Here is a 24,124-nt window from a genome sequence, read left to right as displayed (position 1 = left end):
GCCTTAACTCTAGCATTTTTAATGCGTAGAAGTTTAGGACAACGGATAAAAGGAGAGCCTTAACTCTAGCATTTTTAATGCGTAGAAGTTTAGGACAACGGATAAAAGGAGTGCGAAATATGAAAAAGAAAAAATTTGAAATGCCCTCGGCGTATACGGTCTTATTTATAATCATTGCCGTTATTGCGGTTTTAACGTGGGTTGTGCCAGCGGGACAATATCAGGTTGACCCTGAAACGGGGAATTATATTGCTGGAACCTATGAACGGATTCCAAGTCAACCTCAAGGCTTATGGGATGTTTTGATGGCCCCGATTATCGGCATGGTAGGAAATGAAACGACTGGTGGGGCGATTGAAATATCTTTGTTTATCCTATTTATTGGTGGGCTACTAGGGATTGTTAACAAAACTGGGGCCTTTGATGCAGGGGTGGCTTCAGTTATTAAGAGCCGTAAAGGGAAGGAGAAATCATTGATTCCGATTTTAATGATTATTTTTGCCATCGGTGGTACAACGTTTGGCTTAGCGGAAGAAACACTAGCTTTTTACCCCTTGTTGATTCCAGTGATGTTAGCAGTTGGTTTTGATTCAGTGGTGGCGATTGCGGTTCCATTAATCGGTTCTCAGATTGGCTGCTTAGCATCTACGGTTAATCCTTTTTCAACAGGGGTGGCATCGGGGATTCTAGGGATTAGTCCTGGCGAGGGATTACTGTCTCGGATTATTTTGTTGGTCATCTTATTAACGGTTAGTATTATTTATGTTTATCGCTACGCTCAAAAAGTTGAAAATGATCCGAAAAACTCGCTTTTATACGATCAACGTGAAAAGGACTTGGAACGATTTAAACTAAATATTGATGACATTGAAGATATTAGTAAAAAGCAGAAGCAAGTATTAGGAATGTTTGTGGTGACCTTCGTGATATTGATTATCGGACTGGTTCCGTGGTCGACGATTAATCCTAATTGGACATTCTTTGAAACAATGACTGCTTGGTTGACTGACTTACCGGTCATTGGAGCGTTTTTAGGGAAAGACATGGCGCCTCTAGGTACTTGGTATTTTGGTGAAATTACGATGTTGATGTTGACCATGTCAATCGTCATTGCTTTTTTATATGGCATGTCAGAAAAAGAATTTATTACAACCTTCTTAGAGGGAGCAGGCGAGTTTGTTGGTGTAGCCATTGTGGTTGCAGTTGCCAAAGGAATTCAAGTGGTGATGAACGACGGTGCTATTACGGCGACGATTCTTAATATAGGTGAATCGGGCTTGAAGAATCTATCATCAGGAGTTTTTGCTGTTCTGGCGTATATTTTCTACATTCCTATGTCCTTCCTCATTCCTTCAACTTCCGGATTAGCTGCGGCTACTATGGGAATTATCGGACCGATGGGCGATTTCGCAGGTGTCTCAAAAAATGTGATTATTACGGCTTATCAAGCAGCCTCAGGTTGGGCTAATTTAGTGACACCAACTTCAGCTATTGTAATGGGAGCCGTGACCATCGCTCACACTGATTTAAGAGTTTGGTTTAAATTTGTCACAAAATTAATGATATTGATTTTCCTAATTACTTGTGCTTATTTAACCATCTTAGCCCTGTTCTAGTCGTTGCTTAAGGGTATATTAAGATGGGAATCAAGTAATTGTCTAGTTAGTTATAGAAATACATAATCAAAAACTCATGATGTTTAAAAAATTAATGAATAGGAAGGGTTGTCTTAGTATAGATAAGCCCGGAAAGCGAGTGAATGTATATGAAGTCATTTATTATGGAGCAGCATAAAGAAAAGGCGATCAAGGATTTGCAACGAATTGTCAAAGTGCCATCTTATTTGCAAGGGGCAGTTGCTGGCGCACCATTTGGTCAAGATGTTTTGGATAGCTTAGTGGAATGTCTTGAAATATTTAAAGAACAAGGTTTTTCAACCTTTATCGATCCTGAAGGTTACTACGGATATGCCGAAGTTGGTCAAGGAGAAAAAGTCTTTGGTGTACTTTGTCACATGGATGTGGTGCCAGCAGGTGACGAATCTTTATGGAACACGCCTGCCTTTGAAGGGACAATTAAAGAAGAGGCGATAATTGGCCGTGGTGTTCAAGATGATAAAGGTCCAACCATCGCAGCCTTATACGCTGTAAAAGCGCTGATAGATGCTGGAGTTGAATTTGACAAAAAAATCAGATTTATCTTTGGAACCGATGAAGAAAATTTATGGCGGTGTATGGAGCAATATCACAAAAAGGAAAAAGGAATCGATATGGGAATTGCCCCTGACGCCCAATTTCCAGTGATTTATGCTGAAAAAGGCTTATTACAAGTCTTTTTAACAGGTCAGGGTAGCGATCAATTTACGTTTGAAGGTGGTTCTGCATTAAATGTGGTGGCAGATACTGCTGTTTACTCCGGTGATAAAGTAGCAGAAGTAAGTTCTGAATTGAGCCGACTGGGTTATGATTTTGAAGAAAAAGATGACAAATTAGTGGTTAAGGGCAAGTCCATCCATTCAAAAGATGCACCTCAAGGAATCAATGCCAACACTCGTTTAGCGGAAGCAATGTGTGGTGTTTATGATCATAAGGGAGTGGATTTTTTAGGGAAGTTAGTTAAAGAGGATGCTAACGGAATAAGCGTGTTGGGCGAGTTTAAAGATGAAGCCTCTGGTTTGTTAACGTTTAATGTAGCGACAGTTGAGATTAACGAAAAAGAAACCAAAATCGGCATCGATATTAGAATTCCTGTTACTTTTAAGAAAATTGAAATTGAAGAAAAACTGAAAGAAGCTGGTGAAACTTATCTCTTAGCCTATGAAGAACACGACTTTTTGGATTCATTGTATGTCCCAGTTGATTCCGAATTAGTGACGACATTATTAGGGGCGTATCGTGATATGACAGGTGATATGAGAGAACCGCAAATTTCTGGTGGTGCCACATTTGCCCGGACTATGACAAATTGTGTGGCCTTTGGTGCGATGTTTGAAAATACTAAAGACACGATGCATCAACCAAATGAAACTTGGCAATTAGCTGAAATGGAACAAACCATGGCGATTTATGCTGAAGCAATCTATCGTTTATGTGGCAAAAAGTAAGCTTACTTGTAAAAAATGTCAATGTCTATGAGATGTTGGCATTTTTCTTTTTGAGCGGGAATCGCTATGTATCATGCCATTCTATATTTTTTTACTATTGTTAATAAAATAGTAGTTGACTTCTTCAGACAAAGATATTATAGTGAAGATACAAATTGCTATTATTCATAAGAGAATACTTGATAGAATAATAGAGATTTAAAAATATTGACGGAGGTTATTAGGATGAACAAAATGATTAAAGGATTATTAGTAGCAGGAGCAGTTTTAACAGTAGCAAGTGCAGGATTAGTTGCCAGCGTGGAAGCAGATGCGGCAGTGAAAGTAAGCACATCAAGTAACATGGATAAAATCAATCTGTTGATTAAAGAAAAACAAGAGGTTGTGGCTAAGAAAAAAGTGTCAACTGACTGGCGCGAACAAAAAGCCTTAGGCATTCGTCTTGGAGAAATTGAACGTGAAATTGCGGCCCTTAAAAGTGGGGCTAACACTGGAAACAGCAGCAACTCAGGTTCAGGAATTACAGGGAATCTAACAGTAGCAGATCAAATTGCAGCATTAATTAAAGAAAAACAAGAAGTTGTAGCTAAGAAAAAAGTGTCAACTGACTGGCGTGAACAACAGGCTCTAGGCATTCGCATAGGTGAAATCGAACGTGAAATTGCTGCTTTAAAATCAGGTAATCAAGGTGGAGCAATAGTGACACCTGGCGATACTTCTGGTAATGCCTCTAACGAAACTAAGATTCAAGAGCTGATTGCAAAGAAGATGGATTTAGTGGCACAAAAGAAAGTATCTCGTGATAAAAACGAACAAAAATCATTAGGCAAACAAATTGATGCAATTGAAAAAGAGATTAAACAATTAAAGAAAAATAAATAGTCTCTCGTAACGTACAGCCTTTCATCGGACTGTGCGTTTTTTTAGTTCCTTTCTTTTAGTAAGCATATTGATTGCAAAACCATCACTTTACTAGTAAAGTGATGGTTAAGAAATGAATAGAGGAGTGATCGAGATGGTCGCTATATTAGGACATCACCATGTGTCAATGTTTACGGATAACGGGCAACAAAATAATTATTTTTATACAGACATTTTAGGCATGCGCCGAGTCAAAAAGACGGTTAATCAGGATGATCCGAGTATGTATCATTTATTTTATGGCGATCAAGTGGGTAGCCCTGGTACAGAATTAACCTTTTTTGAGATGAACCAGCAACCCTCCAGAAGGGGAACTAATTCGATTTCTCATATTGGTTTACTAGTTAATTCTCATGAAAGCTTGCTCTATTGGCAAAAACGATTTAAAGGTTTGGGGATTATTCATGGACAATTGGAAGTAATCAATGGCCGTGAATCACTTTATTTCGAAGATGTAGATGGCTTACCTCTGTATCTAATGAATCATCAGGGGGGGCAATTCCTGACTTTTGGCAAAGTTATCATCATCCTGATATACCAGAGGCCCATAGAATTTTAGGAATGGGGCCGATGATTTTAACTGTTCGTCAGATAGGTATGACTGGTAATATGCTAGTGGATTTACTTGGCTATACTCTTGTAAAAACTGAACCAACTGAAGAGGTTTATCAAGCTCTTGTTGGTGAAGTCAGTGGTGAGATTATCCTCCGCCAGCAGGGTGGTCGGCGCGAGCGACAAGGAGCTGGAACGGTTCATCATTTAGCACTGAGAGTCAAAGATGCTTCTGAGATGAGAGACTGGGCTGAACGTATTGAGTCGGCTGGTTATCGGAACAGCGGCATTAAAGATCGCTTTTATTTTGAAAGCTTTTATTTTAGGGATCGCAACAGTATTTTATTTGAGCTAGCAACAGATGGTCCTGGATTTACAGTAGATTCCAGTATAGAGGAATTAGGTAAGGTTTTGGACTTACCACCGTTTTTGGAATCTCGTCGTTCAGAAATTACCACTCATTTGGCACCAATAATATAGAAAGTAGGGAATAGTATGGAAAAATATAGAATTGATCAATCAAAAGGAATGGAAATCGGTCTTTACTCACTAGGAGACCATATGGCGAATCCGTTGACTAATCAACGAATCAGCCATCAGGAGCGAATTGAACAAATCATTGAACTGGCGAAATTTTCGGAAGAAGCAGGTTTGGATGTATTTTCTTTAGGCGAAAGTCATCAGGAATATTTCACCAGTCAAGCTCATACGGTTATCTTGGGGGCGATTGCCCAGGCAACAAGCAAGATTAAATTAGCCAGCTCTGCCACAGTTTTAAGTGTTCATGATCCGATACGGGTCTATGAAGATTTTGCTACCTTGGATTTAATTAGTGATGGTCGAATGGAAATTGTGGCGGGTCGAGGTTCTCGTGTAGGGGCTTATTATTTACTGGGATACGATGTAGATGATTATGAAGAATTATTTGAGGAGAAGTTGGAATTGTTGACAAAGATTAACGATGGCGAGAGAATAACCTGGGAAGGTAAGTTTCGAGCACCGTTAAACAACGCAGAAATTATTCCTCAACCAAAAACTGGTAGTTTGCCTATTTGGAGGGCTGTAGGAGGGCCACCAGCTAGCGCAATAAAAGCGGGGTATGCAGGTATCCCAATGACTTTAACGACCTTAGGAGGGCCCGCAGTGAACTTTAAAGTGGCAGTGGAGGCTTATCGGGAAGCTTTGCAAAGAGGTGGTTTTGAGCCGACAGAAATGCCAGTGGCCACTACCAGCCTATTTTACACAGCTGATACGACTCAAGAAGCTTTGAGAGAGATGTATCCTCATCTCAATGTGGGAATGCAACGAATTCGTGGTGGCGGTTATCCAAAACAACAGTTTGCGCAATCAACCGATTATCGAGATGCATTAATGGTTGGCAGTCCGGAACAGATTGTGGAAAAATTATTGTATCAGTATGAGTTATATGGTCAGCAACGCTTTTTGGCACAAATCGATTTTGGTGGTGTGCCGATGGATAAACTGAAAAAGAATATCGAACTGATCGCCACTAAAATTATGCCGGAAGTTAAGAAGCACACAAAAAAATAAGCAGGTGGTCATAAGATGAAAATAGTTGGAATTTCAGGGTCTACCCTAGGTAGTAAAACCCGCACGGCAGTGGCGTACGCTCTGGCAGATGTTAAAAAGCAATACCCGTTACATGAAGTAACATTGGTAGACTTAAAGGAGTATGACCTGGTTTTTAGTGATGGTCGTCAATACTGGGAGTATGAAGGGGACACAAAAGAGGTTCTTGAAATCATTATGTCGGCGGATGCCTTAATTATTGGGACGCCAACTTTTCAAGCGTCTATTCCCGCTACCTTAAAGAATGTGTTTGATTTATTGCCAGTTAATGCCTTTCGAGATAAGGTGGTAGCGTTGATTGCTACAGCCGGTTCTGCTAAACACTATTTGATGGTTGACCAACAATTAAAACCGATTATTTCTTATATGAAGGGGAATTTAGTCCCGACTTACGTCTTTATTGAAGAGAAAGACTTTTTAAGGCAGGAAATTATCAATGATGATGTCATCTTTAGATTGGAACGTTTAGCTGAAGATACAGTCTTACTGGTGGAAGCTTACCAGCATATGCGTGAAGTCAAAGATGCACAATATGATTTTTAACTTTTTTTCAACAGACTGTCTATCCTATGATTCAGTTTGCTAAGAAGAATAACTTGTTTTCAATGGTTCCAGTGAAATAGAGGGAAGAGCTGGAAAATCAACCGATTAAAAGTGGCTGGGACAACTGTCCCAGCCACTTTTTTAGCGAATAGTGTGCCATAGCCCCCCTCCAGATGTCTGCTCGGAGTATGTGTTTTTATCCAAAGAGGAAGCAAAATAACGTTGGGTATCAGCTCTGTTTACCTTGAGGTCATTTCTACAATGACCAAATACTTGGTAGAGGAAGGTTCTGGGCTACTTCTGCATCAGGTGTGCGGAATCCTTGTTCCGTTCGATTGATGATTTCATCTTGAAGTGCTTTTTCAAGATTGTTGAAGTAGTCGCTATAACCTGCTACCCTTATAATTAAGTTTTCATAATCTTCAGGGTGCTGCTGGGCTTTGATTAAAGTTTCTTTGTCTAAGACGTTAAATTGAATATGGTGACCATCCATCGCAAAGTAAGAGCGAATAAGGGTGATCATATGAGAGAGACCAGCTTCCCCTGCTACTACCGCAGGACTAAATTTTTGGTTAAGTAAGGTTCCCCCGGTCTTTAGATGATCCAACTTGGCAGCCGATTTAATGACAGCGGTTGGCCCTAATCGATCAGCACCTTTTTCAGGAGAAATGCCATCAGGTAATGGTACATGAGCCAGTCTACCATTAATACTGGCTTCCATGGCTTGACCGAACTGAATGTGATTGGCCATCGGGATATAACTAACTGTTGTGGTAGCCCCTTTAACGGTGTGACGGTTGGCCAGTGCTTCTTGAATGCTGTCATTAACTTGATACAATATATCATCAGCATAGTCATCGTCATTACCATATTTAGGTGTGTGATGGCGAACAATTTTAAGAATATCTTCATAACCAACAAAATTATCACGGCTGGCAATTAAAAGCTCATCTACAGTCAATCGTTTGTCTTCAAATACATGTTTTTTGATGACAGCTAAAGAGTCAACAATTGTTGAGATTCCGACACAGGGAATCGAAGTTGAATTGTAACGAGCCCCACCGTTGTTATAATCTTTTGCTCGGGCAATGCAATCATCAGTCAAGACTGACATTAAAGGAACTGGAACTTGACTCATGTGCATCCGCTCAATGATGTTTGTTCCAGCTAACTTAACGTCAGCGACATATTGAAGTTGTTTGCAAAACGCCTGATAGAGTTGTTCGTAGGTTTTAAATGTTTGAGGTGAACCTAAATCCAAGCCGACTTGGCGATTTGTGGTATTGTCAAGACCATTGTTAAGAACTAGTTCTAAAATCTTTGGAATATTTAAGTGACCTGTTAACATAAAAGCTTCTTTACCAGCGGCTCCTGTTTCAGCACAGCCAGTGGCAACACCGCTCGTTCGAGCATCATCTAATGAAACACCGATACCTAAAAGTTCTTGAATTAGTGCATCAGAGTTTAAGAACGCAGGTTGCCCCCATCCTTTACGAGCCACCTTAACGGATTCACGTAAAAAATGTTCAGGTGTTTTTCTTGATATCTGAATATTTGAACTTGGCTGTAATAGTTTTAATTCATCTGTTACCTCCAGGATTAAATAGCTAAGGTCGCTGACCCCTGTAGAGCCATTGGCGCGTAAGGCTCCGGTATTAATGTTGCTGAAATTAGTATAGGTACCTGTCCCAACTAAAGAAATATTAACAGTGGGAGGTGCAGGCTGATTGTTAAACTGAATCCAAAGGTTTTCAATAAGTTCCTTTGCTTCTTCTCGAGTTAGGGTTCCCTCAGCTAATTCTTTCGTATAGAAAGGTTCTAAATAATGATCTAATTTTCCAGGTGAAAAGGAATCCCAATTATTAATTTCAAGAGTTACCCCGATATGAGTAAACCAATACATTTGAATCGCTTGCCTAAAAGATTTGGGTTTGTAGGCAGGTACAACATCACAGACTTCAGCGATATCTAGAAGTTCTTTTTTGGTGGTTAAGTCGTTCTCTTGAGCTGCCATTTCTCTTGCGAGTTTAGCGTAGCGTTCACCCATGGCAATCATACCTTCGCAGGCTATTTTCATGCCAGTAAGGGCATCTCGCTTTGTTAGTGCTTCCGCATCCTCTGTGTAGTTGAGTTTACTCAACTGAAAATCAATATCATGAATGCAGTCTTTGTAACCTCGCTGATAAATTTTTTCATCTCCAACAGTTTGTCCTAAACCAAATTGTAAAAGCGGCTCTGCATAAAGACCCGCTTCATACAAGTGGTGCCATTGTTCTGGCAGCACCTGAGTGATTTGGGAGAGCATTGAGCGTTTGCTCCAGTATGGAACGATTTGTTCTTCTTGAATGCGACAATCTTCTTCGGTCACTTTGAAAAAGACCTTATCACGAGCATTCATGGTATAAAAATCTTTTAGTGAGTGACAAGCCAATTCTGGAAATGTGGGAGCAGCCCATGGTTGATGTCCCTTTTCACCTACTATTAGTGATTTTTTATTGATAAAAAGAGTTCGATTTGCCATCAAATGCTTAAATGATTTTCCACGTAAAACGTTTTTCGAACAGATGCCTTCGTATTTTTGATAGGCCTCTGTCACAAGTAATGCCCGTTCCATAGAAATTATTGGGGTGTAAGCTTTTTCGCTTTCTTGGCGTAAGAATTTGATTCTAGCGGTAGAGCCTCTTAGGCTAGGCTCAAGTGTCAGTGTCATAATTTAGTCTCCTCCTTAACGTTTGGCTGACAAGTCATAAAAATGGACTGATATCCATTATAATCTTTATTAGTGAAAAGTTTAACAAATTTTCATATAGTTAAAACAGACTGGAACATATACCGTTACTTCTAATAAAAATTAATGTAAATAAGCTGTTTTTCTAAGGGTGGTATTGTATTGGTACTTTTAAACATATTATAGCTTATTTTCTCGTTAATTCAAGTGTTAATTTTGCATAAACAAATTTATTGTATCTTTATAAATTTTTACAAGTTGACATTTTTTTAAACTCATTTATAGTTTAATTTATAAGAATAAAATGTATTCAAGATTAGGTTTATTGCTGATGCGAGGTACTCACCATCAGAAGGTTTAAATAGATTAGTAGAAAAATGGCTTTAATGATGAAGGTAAGCTGATGAATGTGAAAGGAGTGTTGAGATGGATCATGTTGGCGAAATAGTAAAGAAATTAAGAAAAGACAGAGGTTACACACTCAAAGATATTGGTAAGCAAGCCAATCTTTCAATTGGGTTTCTTTCCCAATTTGAACGAGGGATTACGACAATTGCGGTAGAACAATTGGCCAAAATTGCTGATATTTTGGGTGTTTCAATTAACTATTTTTTCGACGGAACAGCTCATCGAGAAGACGTTGTAACCCGTAGTTATGATCAAACCATTTTACGTATTATGAATCAAAATATCTACAAGTCATTAAGCGTTTCTCCGGAAAAGATGGAAATGATGCCAAAATTAGTGGAGATGTTACCAAGTGAAAGTAATGAACGGGTGACATCAGCTCCTCATGAAGGGGAAGAATTTGTCTACGTCCTGGAAGGAATCTTAACTTTAATGATGGAGGGGACTGAGCAACAGCTTTATCCAGGTGATTCTGCTCATTACTCTTCAAATCGACCTCATAATTGGGGAAATTATACTAATCGAATGGTTAAGTTTATTGCCGTTCACACACCTAGTGACCTATAAAAACATACTAAGAGTGAGACGCCTTACTTGAGCCAGCTGACCATTCTTAGCATGTTTTTTACTCATTAATAAAAGTAGGATAGTAACGGTTGAATTGTTGACAAATAGTTGTTAAGCGACTGTTGGATGGGGCAGAAAAGTTAATTGGCATCTCTCTCTTTAAGCGTGAATATTTTTCTTTGCCAAATTGGTGATAAGGCAATAAGTGAACAGAAGTAAGTTGAATATTTTGGGTCTGCAACCAATCGAGTGTTTTTTGAACTGTTTCGTCATCGGAATTGAGTCCTTCTAACATAATGAGTCGCAAGTCAATAGAGGCGCCAGCCAAACTTAATTTTTTTAGATTTTCTAATACGAGACGGTTAGATGTTCCTGTGTAAGTGGTGTGCAAGAGCGAACGAATAAATTTTAGGTCATATAAAAACAAATCGACGTAGGGCATTAAACGTTCATAGTGTTTAAATGGCGCAATTCCGCAGGTGTCAATGACCACAGAAATGCCTCTGCCTGTTAAGGTTTTGACGAGAGTTTCAAGATAGATCATATTTTGACTCATAACCTCACCGCCGGATAAGGTAACGCCGCCGCCGGATTGTTCGTAAAACATCCTGTCTTTTTCGATTTCTTTAACTAACGCATCAATAGTATAACTTTTGCCAACTATTTCTTCTTGTCCATCTTTTGTTAAAATGATTTCGTTTTGAAACGATTGGCTTTCTGGATTGTGGCACCAAGCGCAGCGGATGGGACATCCTTTGAAAAATATGGTGGTACGGATACCTGGTCCATCATGTACTGAAAATTTTTGGATATTAAAAATCAGTGGGGTGGTCATAAAACTACCTCGCTCTCTTTTCGTCATATCGCAGTTAGAACTTGCTTAACTTGCAAGTCTATCTGCGACTAACTTTTTTTTGAAAGTGAAATTAGGGAACCGTTTTTTGTAAGCTTGACTACTCGTCACCACAAGTTGGTTTTTCCCGTTTTTCTTTGCTTGATATAAGGCGCTATCAGCTTTTTTTACAGCTGTGTTCACATTAAAACTAGGACTCTGAACAAAGTGAGTTAAGCCAACGGAAATTTTTAATAAAAAGGCATGATTTTCCAGAACGATGGCTTCTGTTTGTAAATGTTCAAATACTTTTTCAAAGTAGGTTTCTGCATCTTCGGGGCTTTGATCGTGGATAACAGCAAATTCATCGCCACCTATTCGGCAGACGTAATGAATGCTTTCGCTGTCAATGGTCGTTAAGACTTTGGCTAAATGTTGCAAAGCCAGATCACCAATAGGATGACCATATGTATCATTAATACTTTTAAAATTATCGATATCCAAGATAGATAAAGAGAGAGTACTGCTGCCATTCTGACTGGAGTTGGCGACAAAGTCCAAGAAAAAATCAAAAGTATCCTTATTGTAGACTTTCGTGAGACTGTCAAAGGTTGCGGCATCTTTATAGCTTTGCATCACTTGTGAGACCGTTATGGCGCTTTTTATGATAAAGGCCGATAATAAGAAAATAAAACTGTAAATCGTAACATAGAGAAAGCAAGTCAGAGCACTTTGGTTATTAATCTGTAAATTACCGGATAATGAAACAATCAGTAGTTTAGTGATAAAGTAACCAGTTAAGTAAGCTGTGTGAGCTTGCCAGAGAGAGAGTTGCCGGTCTTTAATGATGCAAGCAAGAGTGAATAAAATAATTGTTAACGTTAATGCCAAAATTATTTCGTCAAAAGACGTTTCTGAGAAACCAGTAAAATGACCAGCAAGAGTTAGAAAAACTAAGTTGGCTGAAGCTAATGATCCCAGTTGTTTGGATCCGAAGATAATCGCAAAATAAATCAGAATAAAACGTGTGTCGACGCCACTATGTTCGCCAAAAATGGGGATCAGATTGAGTGATAATAAGAAACTCACAAGGCCAAAGACCAGTCCCATCGGTAAGAGAGCAGAAAGAGAAGCGCGATTAAAAACCAAGTAAGACATAAAGGATATGTTTGCTCCCTTATTCTTTGTGGCAAAGTAAAGGAAGGCAAAATAAAAAGTTAGATACGTCCCAATTATTAAGGACAAATTAGTTAATATCGCATTCACAACTGATAAGTTAAGCATAGTGGTGTCTCCTTTCTTAATTTTTTAGTATTAGCTTGCAATGAACGATACAAATTAGCGTTCTTGCCAAGGAAGTATAACAAGTTAAGAAAGTCATGATGTCATAAACTGACTTCATACCTATTAACTTATTGTACAATTTAGAACTGACTATCATTTGATAAATTTAGCGCCTGAGATTATTGATTGATTTTATATGAAATCCTTTTAGCCATTGTATACAGAAGATGTCATCTGCGAGAAGCCACTCCAATAATTAAAGATCTTTTATTGAAAAGGAGGGGGGAAATAGGCATAATTCTGACATGATATGACAGTCAAACATTTTTTGCCATAGCTAGTTCCTAGTTAGCTAGCATAACACTGTACACACCCATTATATAACCGTTTAGTGAAAAAGTTAACAACAATGTCTGAATCGTTATTAAAATAAAGATAAAAGTACCTTGAATTTCATCAGTGGGAATTCAAGTTAAATAGTCTGTTTCATTTAAATGAAATTAATTTTCGAATGCATCACGTTTATAGGTTTATTATAGCCTATTTTTTTAATATTTCAAGTATTATTTCATTTTAATGAAATTTATATTTAAAAAGTTTATGAAAAGTTGACATTTTCCCAAAGTACTTTATAGTTTTATTTGTAAGAATGAAATCTTATTAATTAATCATGAATAGACAAATCTAAAATAGTGATTGACAAGGGAGAGGGAAATCGAGATGGAATCAATTGGAGAAACCGTAAAAAAACTGAGAAAAGATCGTGGATATACGCTTAAAGATATTAGTAAGCAAGCCAATCTATCTATTGGTTATCTTTCTCAATTTGAAAGAGGGATTACCACCATTGCTGTTGAACAATTGGCCAAAATTGCAGATATCTTAGGTGTCTCGATTAATTACTTTTTCGATGAATCTACTACTAAAGAAGAAGTTGTGACCCGTAGTTATGACCAAACAATCTTGCGAATAATCAATCAAAATATTTATAAGTCCCTAAGTAATAACCCAGAAGATAAGGCAATGATGCCGAAGTTGGTGGAGATGTTACCGAGTGTCAATACTGAACAAGTAAAAGCGGCTCCTCATGAAGGGGAAGAGTTCATCTATGTTCTGGAAGGAATTCTGACCCTGATTATTGATGGAACAGAACAACAACTTTACCCAGGAGATTCAGCGCATTATATGTCATCACAACCTCATAATTGGGCAAACTATACGAATAAGATGGTGAAATTTATCGCAGTTCATACCCCGAGCGATTTATAGGTAAGTAAAAAAGATTGACGCTGATTATGGCGTCAATCTTTTTTTATTAAGTACTAGCGCTGTTTTGTTTGATTAAGTCATTAGTTTTTCTTCGACGCTTTGCCCATAGCATTAACCCGACACCTGACAAGATCAGAAAAGCAGCGGTCACAAGGCTTAACCCGTCATAGGTACCTGTTTTTGCATTGGCGCTTAACATAACTAGAATAAGGCCGATGCTAACTAAGAATAAACCATTTTTTGTCATCACAATTATCCCTCCTTTGTCTTATAAGTTTAAGGGTATCGTAAAGAAACCGTTTAATTTAAGAAAAATTAATCTGTTTCACCTAATGAGGGGTCCATCTTGTTAGCAGCAATAATAAATGGTGCCCAAATGATAAAGGCGACAACTAAGTTTACTAAAGTTAAAATAATTGCACGCCAGTCACCACCTGTCGCTAAGAAACCGCTGACAATCGTAGGCATTACCCATAAAACATTAACCACTACGGGCTTAACTAGTCCAGCAAAAGTAGCGGCATAAGCGATAGAAGCTGTTGCCATTGGTGCTAAAATAAACGGAATCATAAAGAGTGGATTCAAAACAACGGGCATCCCAAACATAACAGGTTCGTTAATGTTGAAAATTCCAGGTCCGATTGAAAGTTTACCGACGGTTAAGTAATCCGCTCGTTTAGATAAGAGTAAAACAGAAATAATTAAGACTAGAGTAACCCCGGCTCCACCAGGCCATACGAAAGCTTCGAAACTACCTGCTACCCATTTATAGGGGATTTTTTGTCCGGTTTGGAAAGCGTTTGTATTTTCTGTCATGGCTGTTCCATATAAAGTTTGCAAGATAGGAGACATGACGTTCGTTCCATGGATACCGAAGAACCACAAAAGATGAACCATGAAGACAATCAGAATCACGGCACCAAAACCTTGAGACAAGTTAATCATTGGTCCTTGAATGGTTTCTGTAATCCAGTCGATCATTCGTTGGCCAGTAACTTTTGTAAAGGTATAGTTGATGATACCAACCGTGTAAAGTGCCACAGCTGCTGGAATGATAGCTGCAAAGGCCTTTGAAACAGCAGGAGGCACTGAATCGGGCATTTTTATAATAATATTTTTTTGCATGAGTTTTGCGAAAATAATCGTGGCGATAAAGCCAAAGATCATTGCTGTAAATAAGCCAGAACCACCCATGTGTTTACCGAAGTTAAAATAACCCCAAGCTCCAGTAGTAATGGTTTGAACGCCTTTATCAACAGCAACGGTTCCGCCAGCTTCTGTGATAATAGCGACAGCTTCTTTGCCAAGTTCTTTTGGCAAGGTTAGTACTGCCTGGGCTGAATCAGTCAAGCCCATAAAGAAAGCTGCCAATGAAACGACAGATCCAGATAAGCGATCGACACCATAGGCTTTTGCTAAGTTAGAGCCTAGTGTCATTGAAAAAATAACGGCCATAATTGCTAGTGTTCCTGTCCAAACAAATCCATTAATGCCAATGATAGGCGTCATTGCCTCAACAAAACCATCGTAACCCCAGTCTCTAGGAAAATCCCTTAAAAAAGCATTAAGCAAGGTAGCAATTGCTCCGGCCATAGTGGCAGGCATTGTTGCAATAAAGGCATCACGTAAAGCGACTAAATGTTTTTGAGACCCAATCTTTGTTGCAGTCGGTAAAATGTACTTTTCCATCCAATTCATTAAACCATTCATTTGTTTTCCCCCTAATTCGAAAAGCGTTATTAATCTCCAAAAGAGACTAAAGCAAATCGTCATTAATTTCATGTGTTAGCTCCACCTAACAGTTCAGACACCCCTCCTGTCTTAAAAATAGGGAACAGCACGTCAAAAGTAAATTGATAGTTCCACTGTTATTATAAGCAAGAAGCGTGCCAAGCGGTTATTCATATAAAAGTATACTACATAACGTTATAATGTTATAATTTCGTTTTTTTAGTGTGTAAACACGATACACAGAAATAAAAACGGTTACACACAGACGAGTTAGCTCATTAATCATTTAGCTGTTGCAAGGTCATTTATTGCTGATTATTATGGTCGTGAAAACTCAATAAAAATTCAACTAGATCTTTCTATTTTATTATTTGCATATGCACAAAGAAGGAGTAGTGTTTTTAATTTCGTGCATAATAATTGAATAGAAATCATTATTGAGAATGAGAGTAAATCTTAGTCTATAGAATGTTGTGAGGTTCAGGCTAATGATTATTCTGTTAGTTGTCAGAAAAGATGATTGACAAGAGTAACTACAGAAGGTATTATCTTAGTAAAGAAACTTTATTAATAAAGTTTATAAATGGAGGTAACATGAAAACAGGTAAGCCGCAATTAATGCGAGAATTGAATTTGAAGCAAGTTAGAGAGCTATTGCAGGCAGATCAAGGACTTACTAAACCTGAACTGGCGAAATTAAGTGGGCTAAGTGTCGTAACGGTTAACGCCATAATCAAACAGCTAATGGCGCGTGGTGAAGTAAGTCAACTCACCCATCCTTCGCCAACCGGTGGCAGACCTGCCAGTCGTTTTATCTATAATTATGATTATCAACTTGTTTTAGCCATTTGTTTGTATCAAAAAGTGACAATGGATATGGCTGAATTTACGATTTGCAATTTAGCTGGCGAGATACAGGAACAGTGGCAAGTTGAATTTCAACAAGTTGCAAAGGAGGAGTTTGCTGATTTAATTCAAGTAGCTAAAAGTAAGTACCCTAATTTGCAACAAGTGGCGATTGGTTTACCTGGTGTTGAAATAGCTGGACAGATTAAAATGAGTGACTTTATGTTATTGAAAGGCAGCTACTTGCGATCCTATTTGAAGGAAACTTGTGGGCTACCAGTCACGATTGAAAATGATGTCAATGCTGTTTTACTTGGTTATTGTCACACTCAAAAAATTCAATCAGAAACGGTGGTCGCCCTCTATTATCCTGATAATTATCCACCTGGCAGCGCCGTTTTTCTCCACGATCGGATAGTTCATGGTGCTAACGGAATTGTTGGAGAAGTTAATTTATTGCCTCTCTTAGCTAACTGGCAGGCAGTGGGAAAAAATCCTGATGTCTTGATGATGAATATCAGCCAAACCATTGTTACTATGATGGTTGCTTATGATCCTCATCGGATTGTTATTTATGGCAAGCTACTTCAGGAAGAGCTTGCCATCCGTAAGGAATTACTTGATTTGTTTGATCAAGTGAAGTTGCCGGAGATTATCTGTTTAAAGAGTTTTAAAGAGGACTATCTCACAGGTGTCACCACCTTGGCAATTCAGGTATTAAAAGACTAATTATCATACAGAAGAAAGCAGGTATTGGATGGCGACGTTATTTTTAAGTATCATTTATGTTACGTTTATTAGTTTAGGTTTGCCCGATTCATTATTAGGGGTTGGATGGCCGGAGATGTACCGGGATTTAGGGGTGCCTCAAAGTTATGCCGGATTAGTCTCGATGACAATTTCTTTTGGAACGATTACCTCTAGTTTTTTTAGTGGCAAACTAATTCGCAGATTTGGAACAGGAAAGCTGACTGCGGTGAGTGTTTTGGGGACAGCTACGGCTTTGTTGGGCTTTTATTTAGCTCCAAGTTTTATCTGGATCTTGGCAGCTGCTATTCCATTAGGGCTGGGTGCAGGTGCAGTTGATGCGGCTTTAAATGAATATGTGGCCGAAAATTATCAGGCTCATCACATGAACTGGCTTCACAGTTTTTGGGGAATTGGGGCTCTAACTAGTCCGCTGATTATGTCTCAAGTTTTATCACAGGATCGATCTTGGCGAGTGGGTTATTTAGTTGTTTCAATCATCCAATTTATATTGGCTATTGTGTTAGTCATCACCTTACCTATGTGGCGTGGAAAGGAGAAAAAAAGAAATGTTGAGCATCATAAAGAAGAATCGATTAAGCTAACCTCTTTGATCACATTAAAAAAAGTCCGACTTGCTCTCTATGCTTTCTTTTTATATATCGGAGTTGAAGCAACAATGGGACTTTGGTCAAGTAGTTATTTAATTAACGTTAAGGGGATTGATAGTGCCAAAGCTGCCATGGCCGTATCGGGTTTTTTTGGCTTTATTATGTTTGGACGGCTGATTTCTGGGTTTGTTTCAATGATCTTGAATAACCGGCAATTGATCCGAATTGGTCAAGTTATGATTGTGTCAGGTGCCTTGACACTTATTGTATCCACAAGCTATCTTTTTCTATTGTTAGGTATTTGTCTAATTGGTTTTGGATGTGCGCCAATCTATCCTGCCATGTTGCATGAAACACCAGAACGTTTTGGCCAGCAGATTGCTCAACAAATTATGGGCATCCAAATGGCAATTGCTTATACCGGGTCGGTGGTTTTGCCCCCATTATTTGGTTTTCTAGTCCCCTTATTGGGCATGCAAGTTTTACCGATTTTCTTAATCGGCTATGGCCTGATCATGTATGTAGCTTCGGAGTTATTGAATCGACAGTTGGATGCTGAAGGCCAAGGAAATTAACTTTTAAAAATAAACAATCAACAACTAATAGTTTTCTTTTGACAAACACTCTATATAGTATGTTAATATGGTTAAGGTAATAAAAAACACTATATATTGATTGGAAGTTGGGGGCAATGAGCGTGATAGTACTAGCAGGCACAATTGGTGCAGGAAAATCAAGTTTAACAGAAATGATTGCAGAAAGATTGGGGAGTCAGGCATTTTATGAGTCTGTAGACAATAACGAAGTTTTACCGCTTTTTTATGCTGAACCAAATAAATATGCGTTTCTATTGCAAATTTATTTTTTAAATAAACGATTTGCTAGCATTAAACAAGCGATGCAAGAGGAGGATAATGTATTGGATCGGTCAATCTATGAAGATTCATTATTGTTTCATTTAAATGCCGATCTCGGCCGTGCATCTGAAATAGAAGTGAATGTCTACGATGAGTTATTGGACAATATGATGGTAGAGTTACCTTTTGCTGCACAAAAAAAACACCCAGATCTATTGGTTCATATTAAAATTTCTTTTGATAAGATGTTAGAACGGATTGAAAAAAGAGGGCGTGAGTTTGAACAGTTGTCTTATGATCCGACTCTATATGATTATTATAAAGAGCTGAACCGTCGATACGATCAATGGTTCGAAGAATATAATGAAAGTCCTAAAATTCAAATAGATGGAGACCGCCATGATTTTGTGGAAGACCCTTTGGCACGAGAATACGTCTTAAAACTAGTGGAAGAAAAGTTAGCAGAGATTCGAAAGTTATAATGAATTGATACAACCCATAGGCTAATTTGAAGATTTCGTTCCACTGGATTTATTAACAGAAAAGATTGACAAGTTAGAATAATCTTGGCATTGATTTAACCTTTGTTTTTGGTGAATTAAAAGAGGTTGGACACAAAGTTTAGTCTCTCTGTAAAAAAAATAACGGTTGGAATTAAGGTGATGTGAGTTAGAAGATGACTTAATTCCAACCGTTTTTATATTAGCAATTCGTTACTAACGATGATAGCGATAACTTTTCATTTGGTTTTTTGTGATGTTAGTAACCAATTGCAATATTTATTTTAAGTTAAACGGGTAAACCGTTCGTTAAACGAACGGTTTTAGATAAAACAACTTTCTTGTTCCTTCTAAATACTGCTATTTGATAATCAGACAATAGGTAATCTACTGGGCTTTGAAAGTGATAGCTTAGAAATGTCCAGCCGTTTCTAAGTGTCACTTATGGGACTACTTCCAATATTGAGCTGATTGTATGTAAATCGGCCTCCACCTTTAAGCCTGTCAGCTCATTATAGAATGAAATTTTCAGAGGACTAAGTATTTGCTTAAATTCGCGACGTCCACATCGATTATAGATTTCTAAGTCCTCAAGATTAATTACTGTTGATTGGAAGTCCTCAACGGTGCCACCATTGTCTATTGAGACCAATTTCAAATCCGAAAAATGACTAAAGAGATCAATCGCCTCAAGTGCATCAATCGAGTCAGCTCGTTCGAGCGCCGCATTTAAATAGACTTGGATATTTTGTTTTGCTTGATTATCGGATATCAGATAATCAGTGAGTATTTTTTTAGCCTCTATATCCTGATGGGTCAGAAAGAGTGAGTAAATTCTGGTCAGATTCATGGCATGTCCTCCTTTGAAAAAAAGTTTATCGTTCCATGAAGCCTTTGAATTAGTATCTAACAACATCTTATCATGAATTGTATTGCTTCCAAAGTATTAAATTTGTGAAAATCTGTAATTTCTCTAGTTAACGGTTCTTTGAATGAGGCGATTAGTGTTATTTTTATTGATAATAGTGTTATATAATTGTCAGAAAAAAAGACTTTTGTTAGACTGTAATAATAGGAGGAGAGAGAATGGTTGAGAGGTTTGGTAAGGATTTGTATAAAGTTAAAGCTGATAATGATATGAGTGGATTAACTTTTATTTTAATTGGATTAATTATTGGTTTAGTGGCTAATTTTGTTTTTGCGAAGACCCTACTTTTTTCAATAAGTGTTATTTTATTATTAGTGGGCTGGTATGTAATAAGGCGCTTTAAACATCATTATCTAATTTTTTACACCAGTGTAATATTTTTGAAAAAGCTGTTTACATCCGTAACTATAGATGCGAATCAGATTAGAAGTATTGAATTTAAAGTGCTACCAACTATTACAAAAACAACAATCATTCACTATCCAATCCTTGTGATGGTAACGGGGAAACGAGTTAAGCTATTCAAAATTTACCAAGGAGAATTTAAACAAGTGCTGGATGATTATCAGGCTCTCCATGGTTTTTAAGGAAGTATCTGAATATAGATGAGCATGATCTGAAAACAAGAGAACAGCAAAAAGGGAGGTGGACACAATGCCAATTCCCTTTTTTACTATTTTGACAGATGATTAAACGGGTTTTTTAAAGGTAATCAAAAACGCACTTCGTGTTGCTGTAACATTTGGCATGTAACCATGGGTAGCAAGCTCCCAACCTTCCTTAGCTCGTGTGTTGATGAGCTGGTCAAGTTGAACCAAGTCTTTTTCACTGGCACTGTCTTTTCCCCATTTAAAGGATGTTTCTAAGACTTCACTTTTGTATTCAAACATAATATTACCCTCCTAACTTTATAAATACATCATAGGTTATTGGGATGATTTTGTCATATGAATCTCCTAAACGGACTAAAAATAGGCTTGAACGGTCAGTTTAGTGGCTTGAGATAAGCTTTTAATCAGAGGGGCTATGATTTTTGTTTAAAAACTTTTTTAGAAAAAAAGAAACCCTGATTTCTCAAGGGTTTCTTCAAGATGCTACTCGATCCGGTTGCCCGAATGGAGGCGGCGGGAGTAGAAATCATAATCTCAGAAAATGCATTTATGTTTGGTGTTCCAAGGGTTTGGACGTTATTTATAAATATCATGTTGACATTTTTAAAAATTGACATATTTAGCAAAGCTTTCTGCTACTTCCTTCTTATCCTTGGTCACATAAGTGTGTCTAAAGCCATTCTTTCTTAAATAAGTCTTGATCAATTCCGTTGTAGTAATCAGGATTGAGTTCGTCGTCAACGTCTTTATCTAAGAGAGTGGCGTAACTCGCTCCAGCCCCTAGTAAACCTAAAATTATAGCTACAGGGATATAAAAGACTTTTTTCTTGTACCATTTCTTTTCTTGCATATCTTACACCTCTTTTAACTAAGATTATACATGATGAGATAGAAATAAAACATTTACAAGTTAGTCATAAAGAAAATCCAACAAATAGATTACTAATACCTAGAAGATTAAGAAGGCGAGTGTGAAAATGACTATGATGTTATCAGAACAACTTAGAGAAGAACTGATTGAGTTAGCAAGGACTTTGTGTTTAACGATAATGATGGTGATTGGTGCGGTGCTGAATGGGCCAATTGCAAAATTGAGTATGAGGTATCAGCTAGGGAGCTTGAGCGTATACGCAAGGACATGGAAGCTTACGAGCAAATGAATGGTATGGTAATACGCTGGATAATAGGAAGGGATCAGTTAGACTTCGGCAAGGTCAATCAGCTTTTTTTGAATATTAGCATATTGATTACTAGTCATTGACATTGGGATTTCTTTTTCTCTTGTATGTAAAACTTTGTTGTTTATTATTAATAAATAACTTCTATCTAATCGGTCGCTATGGTTGGCGCTGTCACCCCACAGTTTAATATAATGAGTGTCTTTATTAAAAGACTGTTCTTTTAAAAGAGTTTTGAGGACATATTTATCTGTATAGAATTGTAACGTTGATTTTGAGTGGTAAAACAAGAAAATAACGACGAAGATATATGCAATTAGAAAAGGTTTCAATTGACCCTGACTGGAAGCAATAGGCAAAGCAAGAATTGCGAAACCTGAGATACCAAGCATTGACTTATTATTTTTGGGGTTTAAAAGTATTTTATAGTACATTTTTAATCTCCTTAATTTGAAATCGTTGATTAATTATAGCAAAAATAAAATAAATAAGAAACGTGATTCTTCGTTCTTCGGAATAATTAGAGGGAGGCTAACAATGAGACTTGAAGGAGAACGATCTATAAAGTACTAAACTCAATATAAGGTAGTCTTTTAGTCAAAAAATGGTTACCATATATCGCAATATCGCAAAAAACTGTGCCACATTTTGTGTTTCAAATGAGTTATTATGATATTGTGAGCTATTTAGGTATAACTTATTTTCATTTTAATGTTGCGGCTCATCAATGAAATGTTAATCATCTTGTTGGGAGGAAAAAGGTCAGCGTATATTCTGTCAAAAGGGTATGGATGGGCGATTATTCAGGACTGCCAGTTCACTATTACAGACTAGCAGAAAATGGCATCATTATTCCTGGTGGAGAAAACAAACCGCAGATGACTATTTTAGTTGTAGATGGTTATTGGGGCTTGAGACAACTAGAAGAGCTCAGGAGTGTTTTAGTTGTGTGATTCGTGATGAGATTATTAGCCATCAGTTTAAGTCAGTTAATAATTAATTTATTCACTCTGCTCAGTTTGACCTTTCTTTACAAGGCTCTGATTTAATTAGAGCGATGCAAAATGGCTAGGTATGAAAGTGGATGGTCTTGCCGGTCCACCGTTTGTAGTTGCGTTCCAACGTTGCTTAAATGCTGGTAAATTACCTAAAAGGAGAGTGGACAACTTGAGTCAGAAAGAATTAACTCAGGAAGATAGGGTTAACATTTTTTTAAGTGACCAAGAAGAATCCGAACGGTTATACTCAGAGGGGAAGTTCACCGAGGCTTTTGAGATGTTGAATCATGCTGCAAAGAGTTTTTTCAAAGATTTGCCTAGTATGAATATGTAAAGTTAAAGCCATGATTCTCAGTTGAGGTCATGGCTTTTTTGTGTATTTTCATTAAGATAAAATAGACAGCCCGAGGGGTATTGGGTTCTGGCTGTTTCTATCATAAAACATTAACTTAATTTACGAAAGAAAGAAATGGAATGATAGTAGTTTAATGATACCCCGAGTTGGCTGTTTTGTTTATAAATTTTCATAAATGAATAACTATTAGTATTTCTTTACAGATTAATTGTTTTCATAAATGAAAATAATATAGTTAAAATTTAGGACGTGGTATAATCCTTTTATTGTGAATTCGATCACAATAAGGAGAGGAGTTTTTCTATTGAAAAAAATATTTAAAGTATTGTTATGCTCGTTGTTGTTAGTTGCTGTCGTCTATCCCGCTTTACTAAGAAGCGCAGAGGTTAATGCGGTAACAAATGAAAGAGAAGCTATTGTGGCGGAGGCCAAGAGACATTTAGGTAAGCCATACACCCAAGAAGCGGGTAAAAGAAGAGGTCCAAATGCTTTTGATTGTTCTGGGTTGACTTATTTTGTTTTTAACAAAGTTAAGGGAGGAGATCTTGGTAATAATACTGTTGCGCAAGAGAGTGCTGGAACGCAAATAGCAGTTAGTCAGGCCAAGGCTGGGGATTTGTACTTTTTCGGTCCAAGAGGCAATACTTCACATGTAGCTATCGCAATAGGTGACGGATATTTTATACATGCTCCAACGTATGGTCAAGTTGTTAAAATAACACATATCAATGATTTTCCACCTAGTTTTGCCATAAGGGTTTTGAAGGAAGAAAATGTACCAAACTATACTACGATACTATCAACAACCAGTGTACTTTATGGTGGGACGCTAAAACCTGGGGGAATTTATGATAAACCTTGGGGAGCAAATGGCGCCAAACACTTAGGGAATACTTCAAGCATGCCAGGGAAAGTAGTTACAGTTACGAAAGAAATTAATGTTAAAAGTCCTGATGGAAAATTAG

At 37.7% G+C, this 24,124-nt stretch carries 25 protein-coding genes; 16 read left to right on the top strand and 9 right to left on the bottom strand.

What is annotated here, in order from left to right; translation table 11 throughout:
• Window positions 1-110: 110 nt before the first annotated feature.
• The 7 genes from RWN13_RS22540 to RWN13_RS22510 all read left to right on the top strand — a co-directional run bounded on the left by RWN13_RS22540 (window position 111) and on the right by RWN13_RS22510 (window position 6,709).
• Entirely contained in the window at window positions 111-1,616 is a 1,506-nt protein-coding gene (locus tag RWN13_RS22540; RefSeq protein ID WP_314068273.1) for a YfcC family protein, read from the top strand.
• Between the two features lie 149 nt (window positions 1,617-1,765).
• On the top strand, window positions 1,766-3,103 hold the full coding sequence (locus RWN13_RS22535; RefSeq protein ID WP_314068271.1) for a M20 family metallopeptidase: 1,338 nt from the start codon (window positions 1,766-1,768) through the stop codon (window positions 3,101-3,103).
• 225 nt (window positions 3,104-3,328) lie between these two features.
• Window positions 3,329-3,985 carry a hypothetical protein gene (locus RWN13_RS22530; RefSeq protein ID WP_314068269.1) on the top strand — a complete coding sequence of 219 codons (657 nt, stop codon included), beginning with the start codon at window positions 3,329-3,331 and terminating at the stop codon, window positions 3,983-3,985.
• Window positions 3,986-4,118: 133 nt separating this feature from the next.
• Entirely contained in the window at window positions 4,119-4,583 is a 465-nt protein-coding gene (locus RWN13_RS22525) for a VOC family protein (protein ID WP_314068266.1), read from the top strand.
• 11 nt (window positions 4,584-4,594) lie between these two features.
• Window positions 4,595-5,056: a VOC family protein gene (locus RWN13_RS22520; protein ID WP_314068264.1), complete on the top strand. Its 462-nt coding sequence runs from the start codon at window positions 4,595-4,597 to the stop codon at window positions 5,054-5,056.
• Window positions 5,057-5,071: 15 nt separating this feature from the next.
• Window positions 5,072-6,127: an LLM class flavin-dependent oxidoreductase gene (locus RWN13_RS22515; protein ID WP_314068261.1), complete on the top strand. Its 1,056-nt coding sequence runs from the start codon at window positions 5,072-5,074 to the stop codon at window positions 6,125-6,127.
• 15 nt (window positions 6,128-6,142) lie between these two features.
• The gene (locus tag RWN13_RS22510; RefSeq protein WP_314068258.1) at window positions 6,143-6,709 is read left to right on the top strand and encodes an NADPH-dependent FMN reductase; all 567 of its coding nucleotides are present in this window, start codon (window positions 6,143-6,145) and stop codon (window positions 6,707-6,709) included.
• Window positions 6,710-6,965: 256 nt separating this feature from the next.
• Here the strand turns inward: RWN13_RS22510 and hypD are convergent, their stop codons facing one another.
• Entirely contained in the window at window positions 6,966-9,419 is a 2,454-nt protein-coding gene (gene hypD, locus RWN13_RS22505; RefSeq protein ID WP_314068255.1) for a trans-4-hydroxy-L-proline dehydratase, read from the bottom strand.
• Window positions 9,420-9,863: 444 nt separating this feature from the next.
• Here hypD and RWN13_RS22500 point away from each other — a divergent pair, with 444 nt between their 5' ends.
• Window positions 9,864-10,412 carry an XRE family transcriptional regulator gene (locus RWN13_RS22500; protein WP_314068252.1) on the top strand — a complete coding sequence of 183 codons (549 nt, stop codon included), beginning with the start codon at window positions 9,864-9,866 and terminating at the stop codon, window positions 10,410-10,412.
• Window positions 10,413-10,470: 58 nt separating this feature from the next.
• Here the strand turns inward: RWN13_RS22500 and RWN13_RS22495 are convergent, their stop codons facing one another.
• Together RWN13_RS22495 and RWN13_RS22490 are read right to left on the bottom strand one after the other, a co-directional pair.
• Window positions 10,471-11,247, bottom strand: coding sequence for a 4Fe-4S cluster-binding domain-containing protein (locus tag RWN13_RS22495; RefSeq protein WP_314068249.1), 777 nt, complete (start codon window positions 11,245-11,247; stop codon window positions 10,471-10,473).
• A 45-nt stretch (window positions 11,248-11,292) separates the two neighbouring features.
• Window positions 11,293-12,528 carry a GGDEF domain-containing protein gene (locus RWN13_RS22490; RefSeq protein ID WP_314068246.1) on the bottom strand — a complete coding sequence of 412 codons (1,236 nt, stop codon included), beginning with the start codon at window positions 12,526-12,528 and terminating at the stop codon, window positions 11,293-11,295.
• A 720-nt stretch (window positions 12,529-13,248) separates the two neighbouring features.
• Here RWN13_RS22490 and RWN13_RS22485 point away from each other — a divergent pair.
• Window positions 13,249-13,797, top strand: a complete 549-nt coding sequence (locus RWN13_RS22485) for an XRE family transcriptional regulator (protein WP_314068243.1) — start codon at window positions 13,249-13,251, stop codon at window positions 13,795-13,797.
• Window positions 13,798-13,843: 46 nt separating this feature from the next.
• Here the strand turns inward: RWN13_RS22485 and RWN13_RS22480 are convergent, their stop codons facing one another.
• Together RWN13_RS22480 and RWN13_RS22475 are read right to left on the bottom strand one after the other, a co-directional pair.
• Window positions 13,844-14,044: an LPXTG cell wall anchor domain-containing protein gene (locus RWN13_RS22480; protein ID WP_314068241.1), complete on the bottom strand. Its 201-nt coding sequence runs from the start codon at window positions 14,042-14,044 to the stop codon at window positions 13,844-13,846.
• 68 nt (window positions 14,045-14,112) lie between these two features.
• Window positions 14,113-15,507 carry a PTS sugar transporter subunit IIC gene (locus RWN13_RS22475; RefSeq protein ID WP_314068239.1) on the bottom strand — a complete coding sequence of 465 codons (1,395 nt, stop codon included), beginning with the start codon at window positions 15,505-15,507 and terminating at the stop codon, window positions 14,113-14,115.
• Window positions 15,508-16,122: 615 nt separating this feature from the next.
• On the opposite strand from RWN13_RS22475, the gene RWN13_RS22470 reads away from it, so the two are divergent.
• The 3 genes from RWN13_RS22470 (at window position 16,123) to RWN13_RS22460 (ending at window position 19,071) form a co-directional block, all read left to right on the top strand.
• Window positions 16,123-17,103 carry an ROK family transcriptional regulator gene (locus RWN13_RS22470; protein WP_314068237.1) on the top strand — a complete coding sequence of 327 codons (981 nt, stop codon included), beginning with the start codon at window positions 16,123-16,125 and terminating at the stop codon, window positions 17,101-17,103.
• Between the two features lie 28 nt (window positions 17,104-17,131).
• The gene (locus RWN13_RS22465) at window positions 17,132-18,307 is read left to right on the top strand and encodes an MFS transporter (protein WP_314068234.1); all 1,176 of its coding nucleotides are present in this window, start codon (window positions 17,132-17,134) and stop codon (window positions 18,305-18,307) included.
• A gap of 116 nt (window positions 18,308-18,423) precedes the next feature.
• Window positions 18,424-19,071, top strand: coding sequence for a deoxynucleoside kinase (locus RWN13_RS22460; protein WP_314068233.1), 648 nt, complete (start codon window positions 18,424-18,426; stop codon window positions 19,069-19,071).
• A 460-nt stretch (window positions 19,072-19,531) separates the two neighbouring features.
• Here the strand turns inward: RWN13_RS22460 and RWN13_RS22455 are convergent, their stop codons facing one another.
• Window positions 19,532-19,939: a hypothetical protein gene (locus RWN13_RS22455; protein WP_314068231.1), complete on the bottom strand. Its 408-nt coding sequence runs from the start codon at window positions 19,937-19,939 to the stop codon at window positions 19,532-19,534.
• Between the two features lie 236 nt (window positions 19,940-20,175).
• On the opposite strand from RWN13_RS22455, the gene RWN13_RS22450 reads away from it, so the two are divergent.
• Window positions 20,176-20,604 carry a hypothetical protein gene (locus tag RWN13_RS22450; protein WP_314068229.1) on the top strand — a complete coding sequence of 143 codons (429 nt, stop codon included), beginning with the start codon at window positions 20,176-20,178 and terminating at the stop codon, window positions 20,602-20,604.
• Between the two features lie 102 nt (window positions 20,605-20,706).
• Here the strand turns inward: RWN13_RS22450 and RWN13_RS22445 are convergent, their stop codons facing one another.
• From RWN13_RS22445 to RWN13_RS22435, 3 genes are all read right to left on the bottom strand, one after another.
• Entirely contained in the window at window positions 20,707-20,907 is a 201-nt protein-coding gene (locus tag RWN13_RS22445) for a DUF4177 domain-containing protein (protein WP_314068226.1), read from the bottom strand.
• A 391-nt stretch (window positions 20,908-21,298) separates the two neighbouring features.
• Window positions 21,299-21,478 (bottom strand): hypothetical protein, encoded by a 180-nt coding sequence (locus tag RWN13_RS22440; RefSeq protein ID WP_314068224.1) that lies wholly within the window; start codon window positions 21,476-21,478, stop codon window positions 21,299-21,301.
• 348 nt (window positions 21,479-21,826) lie between these two features.
• Entirely contained in the window at window positions 21,827-22,240 is a 414-nt protein-coding gene (locus RWN13_RS22435) for a hypothetical protein (protein ID WP_314068223.1), read from the bottom strand.
• A gap of 357 nt (window positions 22,241-22,597) precedes the next feature.
• On the opposite strand from RWN13_RS22435, the gene RWN13_RS22430 reads away from it, so the two are divergent.
• The 3 genes from RWN13_RS22430 to RWN13_RS22420 all read left to right on the top strand — a co-directional run.
• The gene (locus RWN13_RS22430; RefSeq protein ID WP_314068222.1) at window positions 22,598-22,759 is read left to right on the top strand and encodes a hypothetical protein; all 162 of its coding nucleotides are present in this window, start codon (window positions 22,598-22,600) and stop codon (window positions 22,757-22,759) included.
• Window positions 22,760-22,973: 214 nt separating this feature from the next.
• A complete protein-coding gene (locus RWN13_RS22425; RefSeq protein WP_314068219.1) occupies window positions 22,974-23,138 on the top strand; it encodes a hypothetical protein in 165 nt (54 codons plus the stop codon).
• 325 nt (window positions 23,139-23,463) lie between these two features.
• The coding region (locus tag RWN13_RS22420; RefSeq protein WP_314068216.1) for a C40 family peptidase at window positions 23,464-24,124 on the top strand (661 nt) is incomplete at its 3' end.

Source organism: uncultured Vagococcus sp., from assembly GCF_963518325.1.
GTDB lineage: Bacteria > Bacillota > Bacilli > Lactobacillales > Vagococcaceae > Vagococcus_D.
Note: the sequence above shows the minus strand (reverse complement) of the source record. Positions and strands in the feature narration are given on the sequence as shown.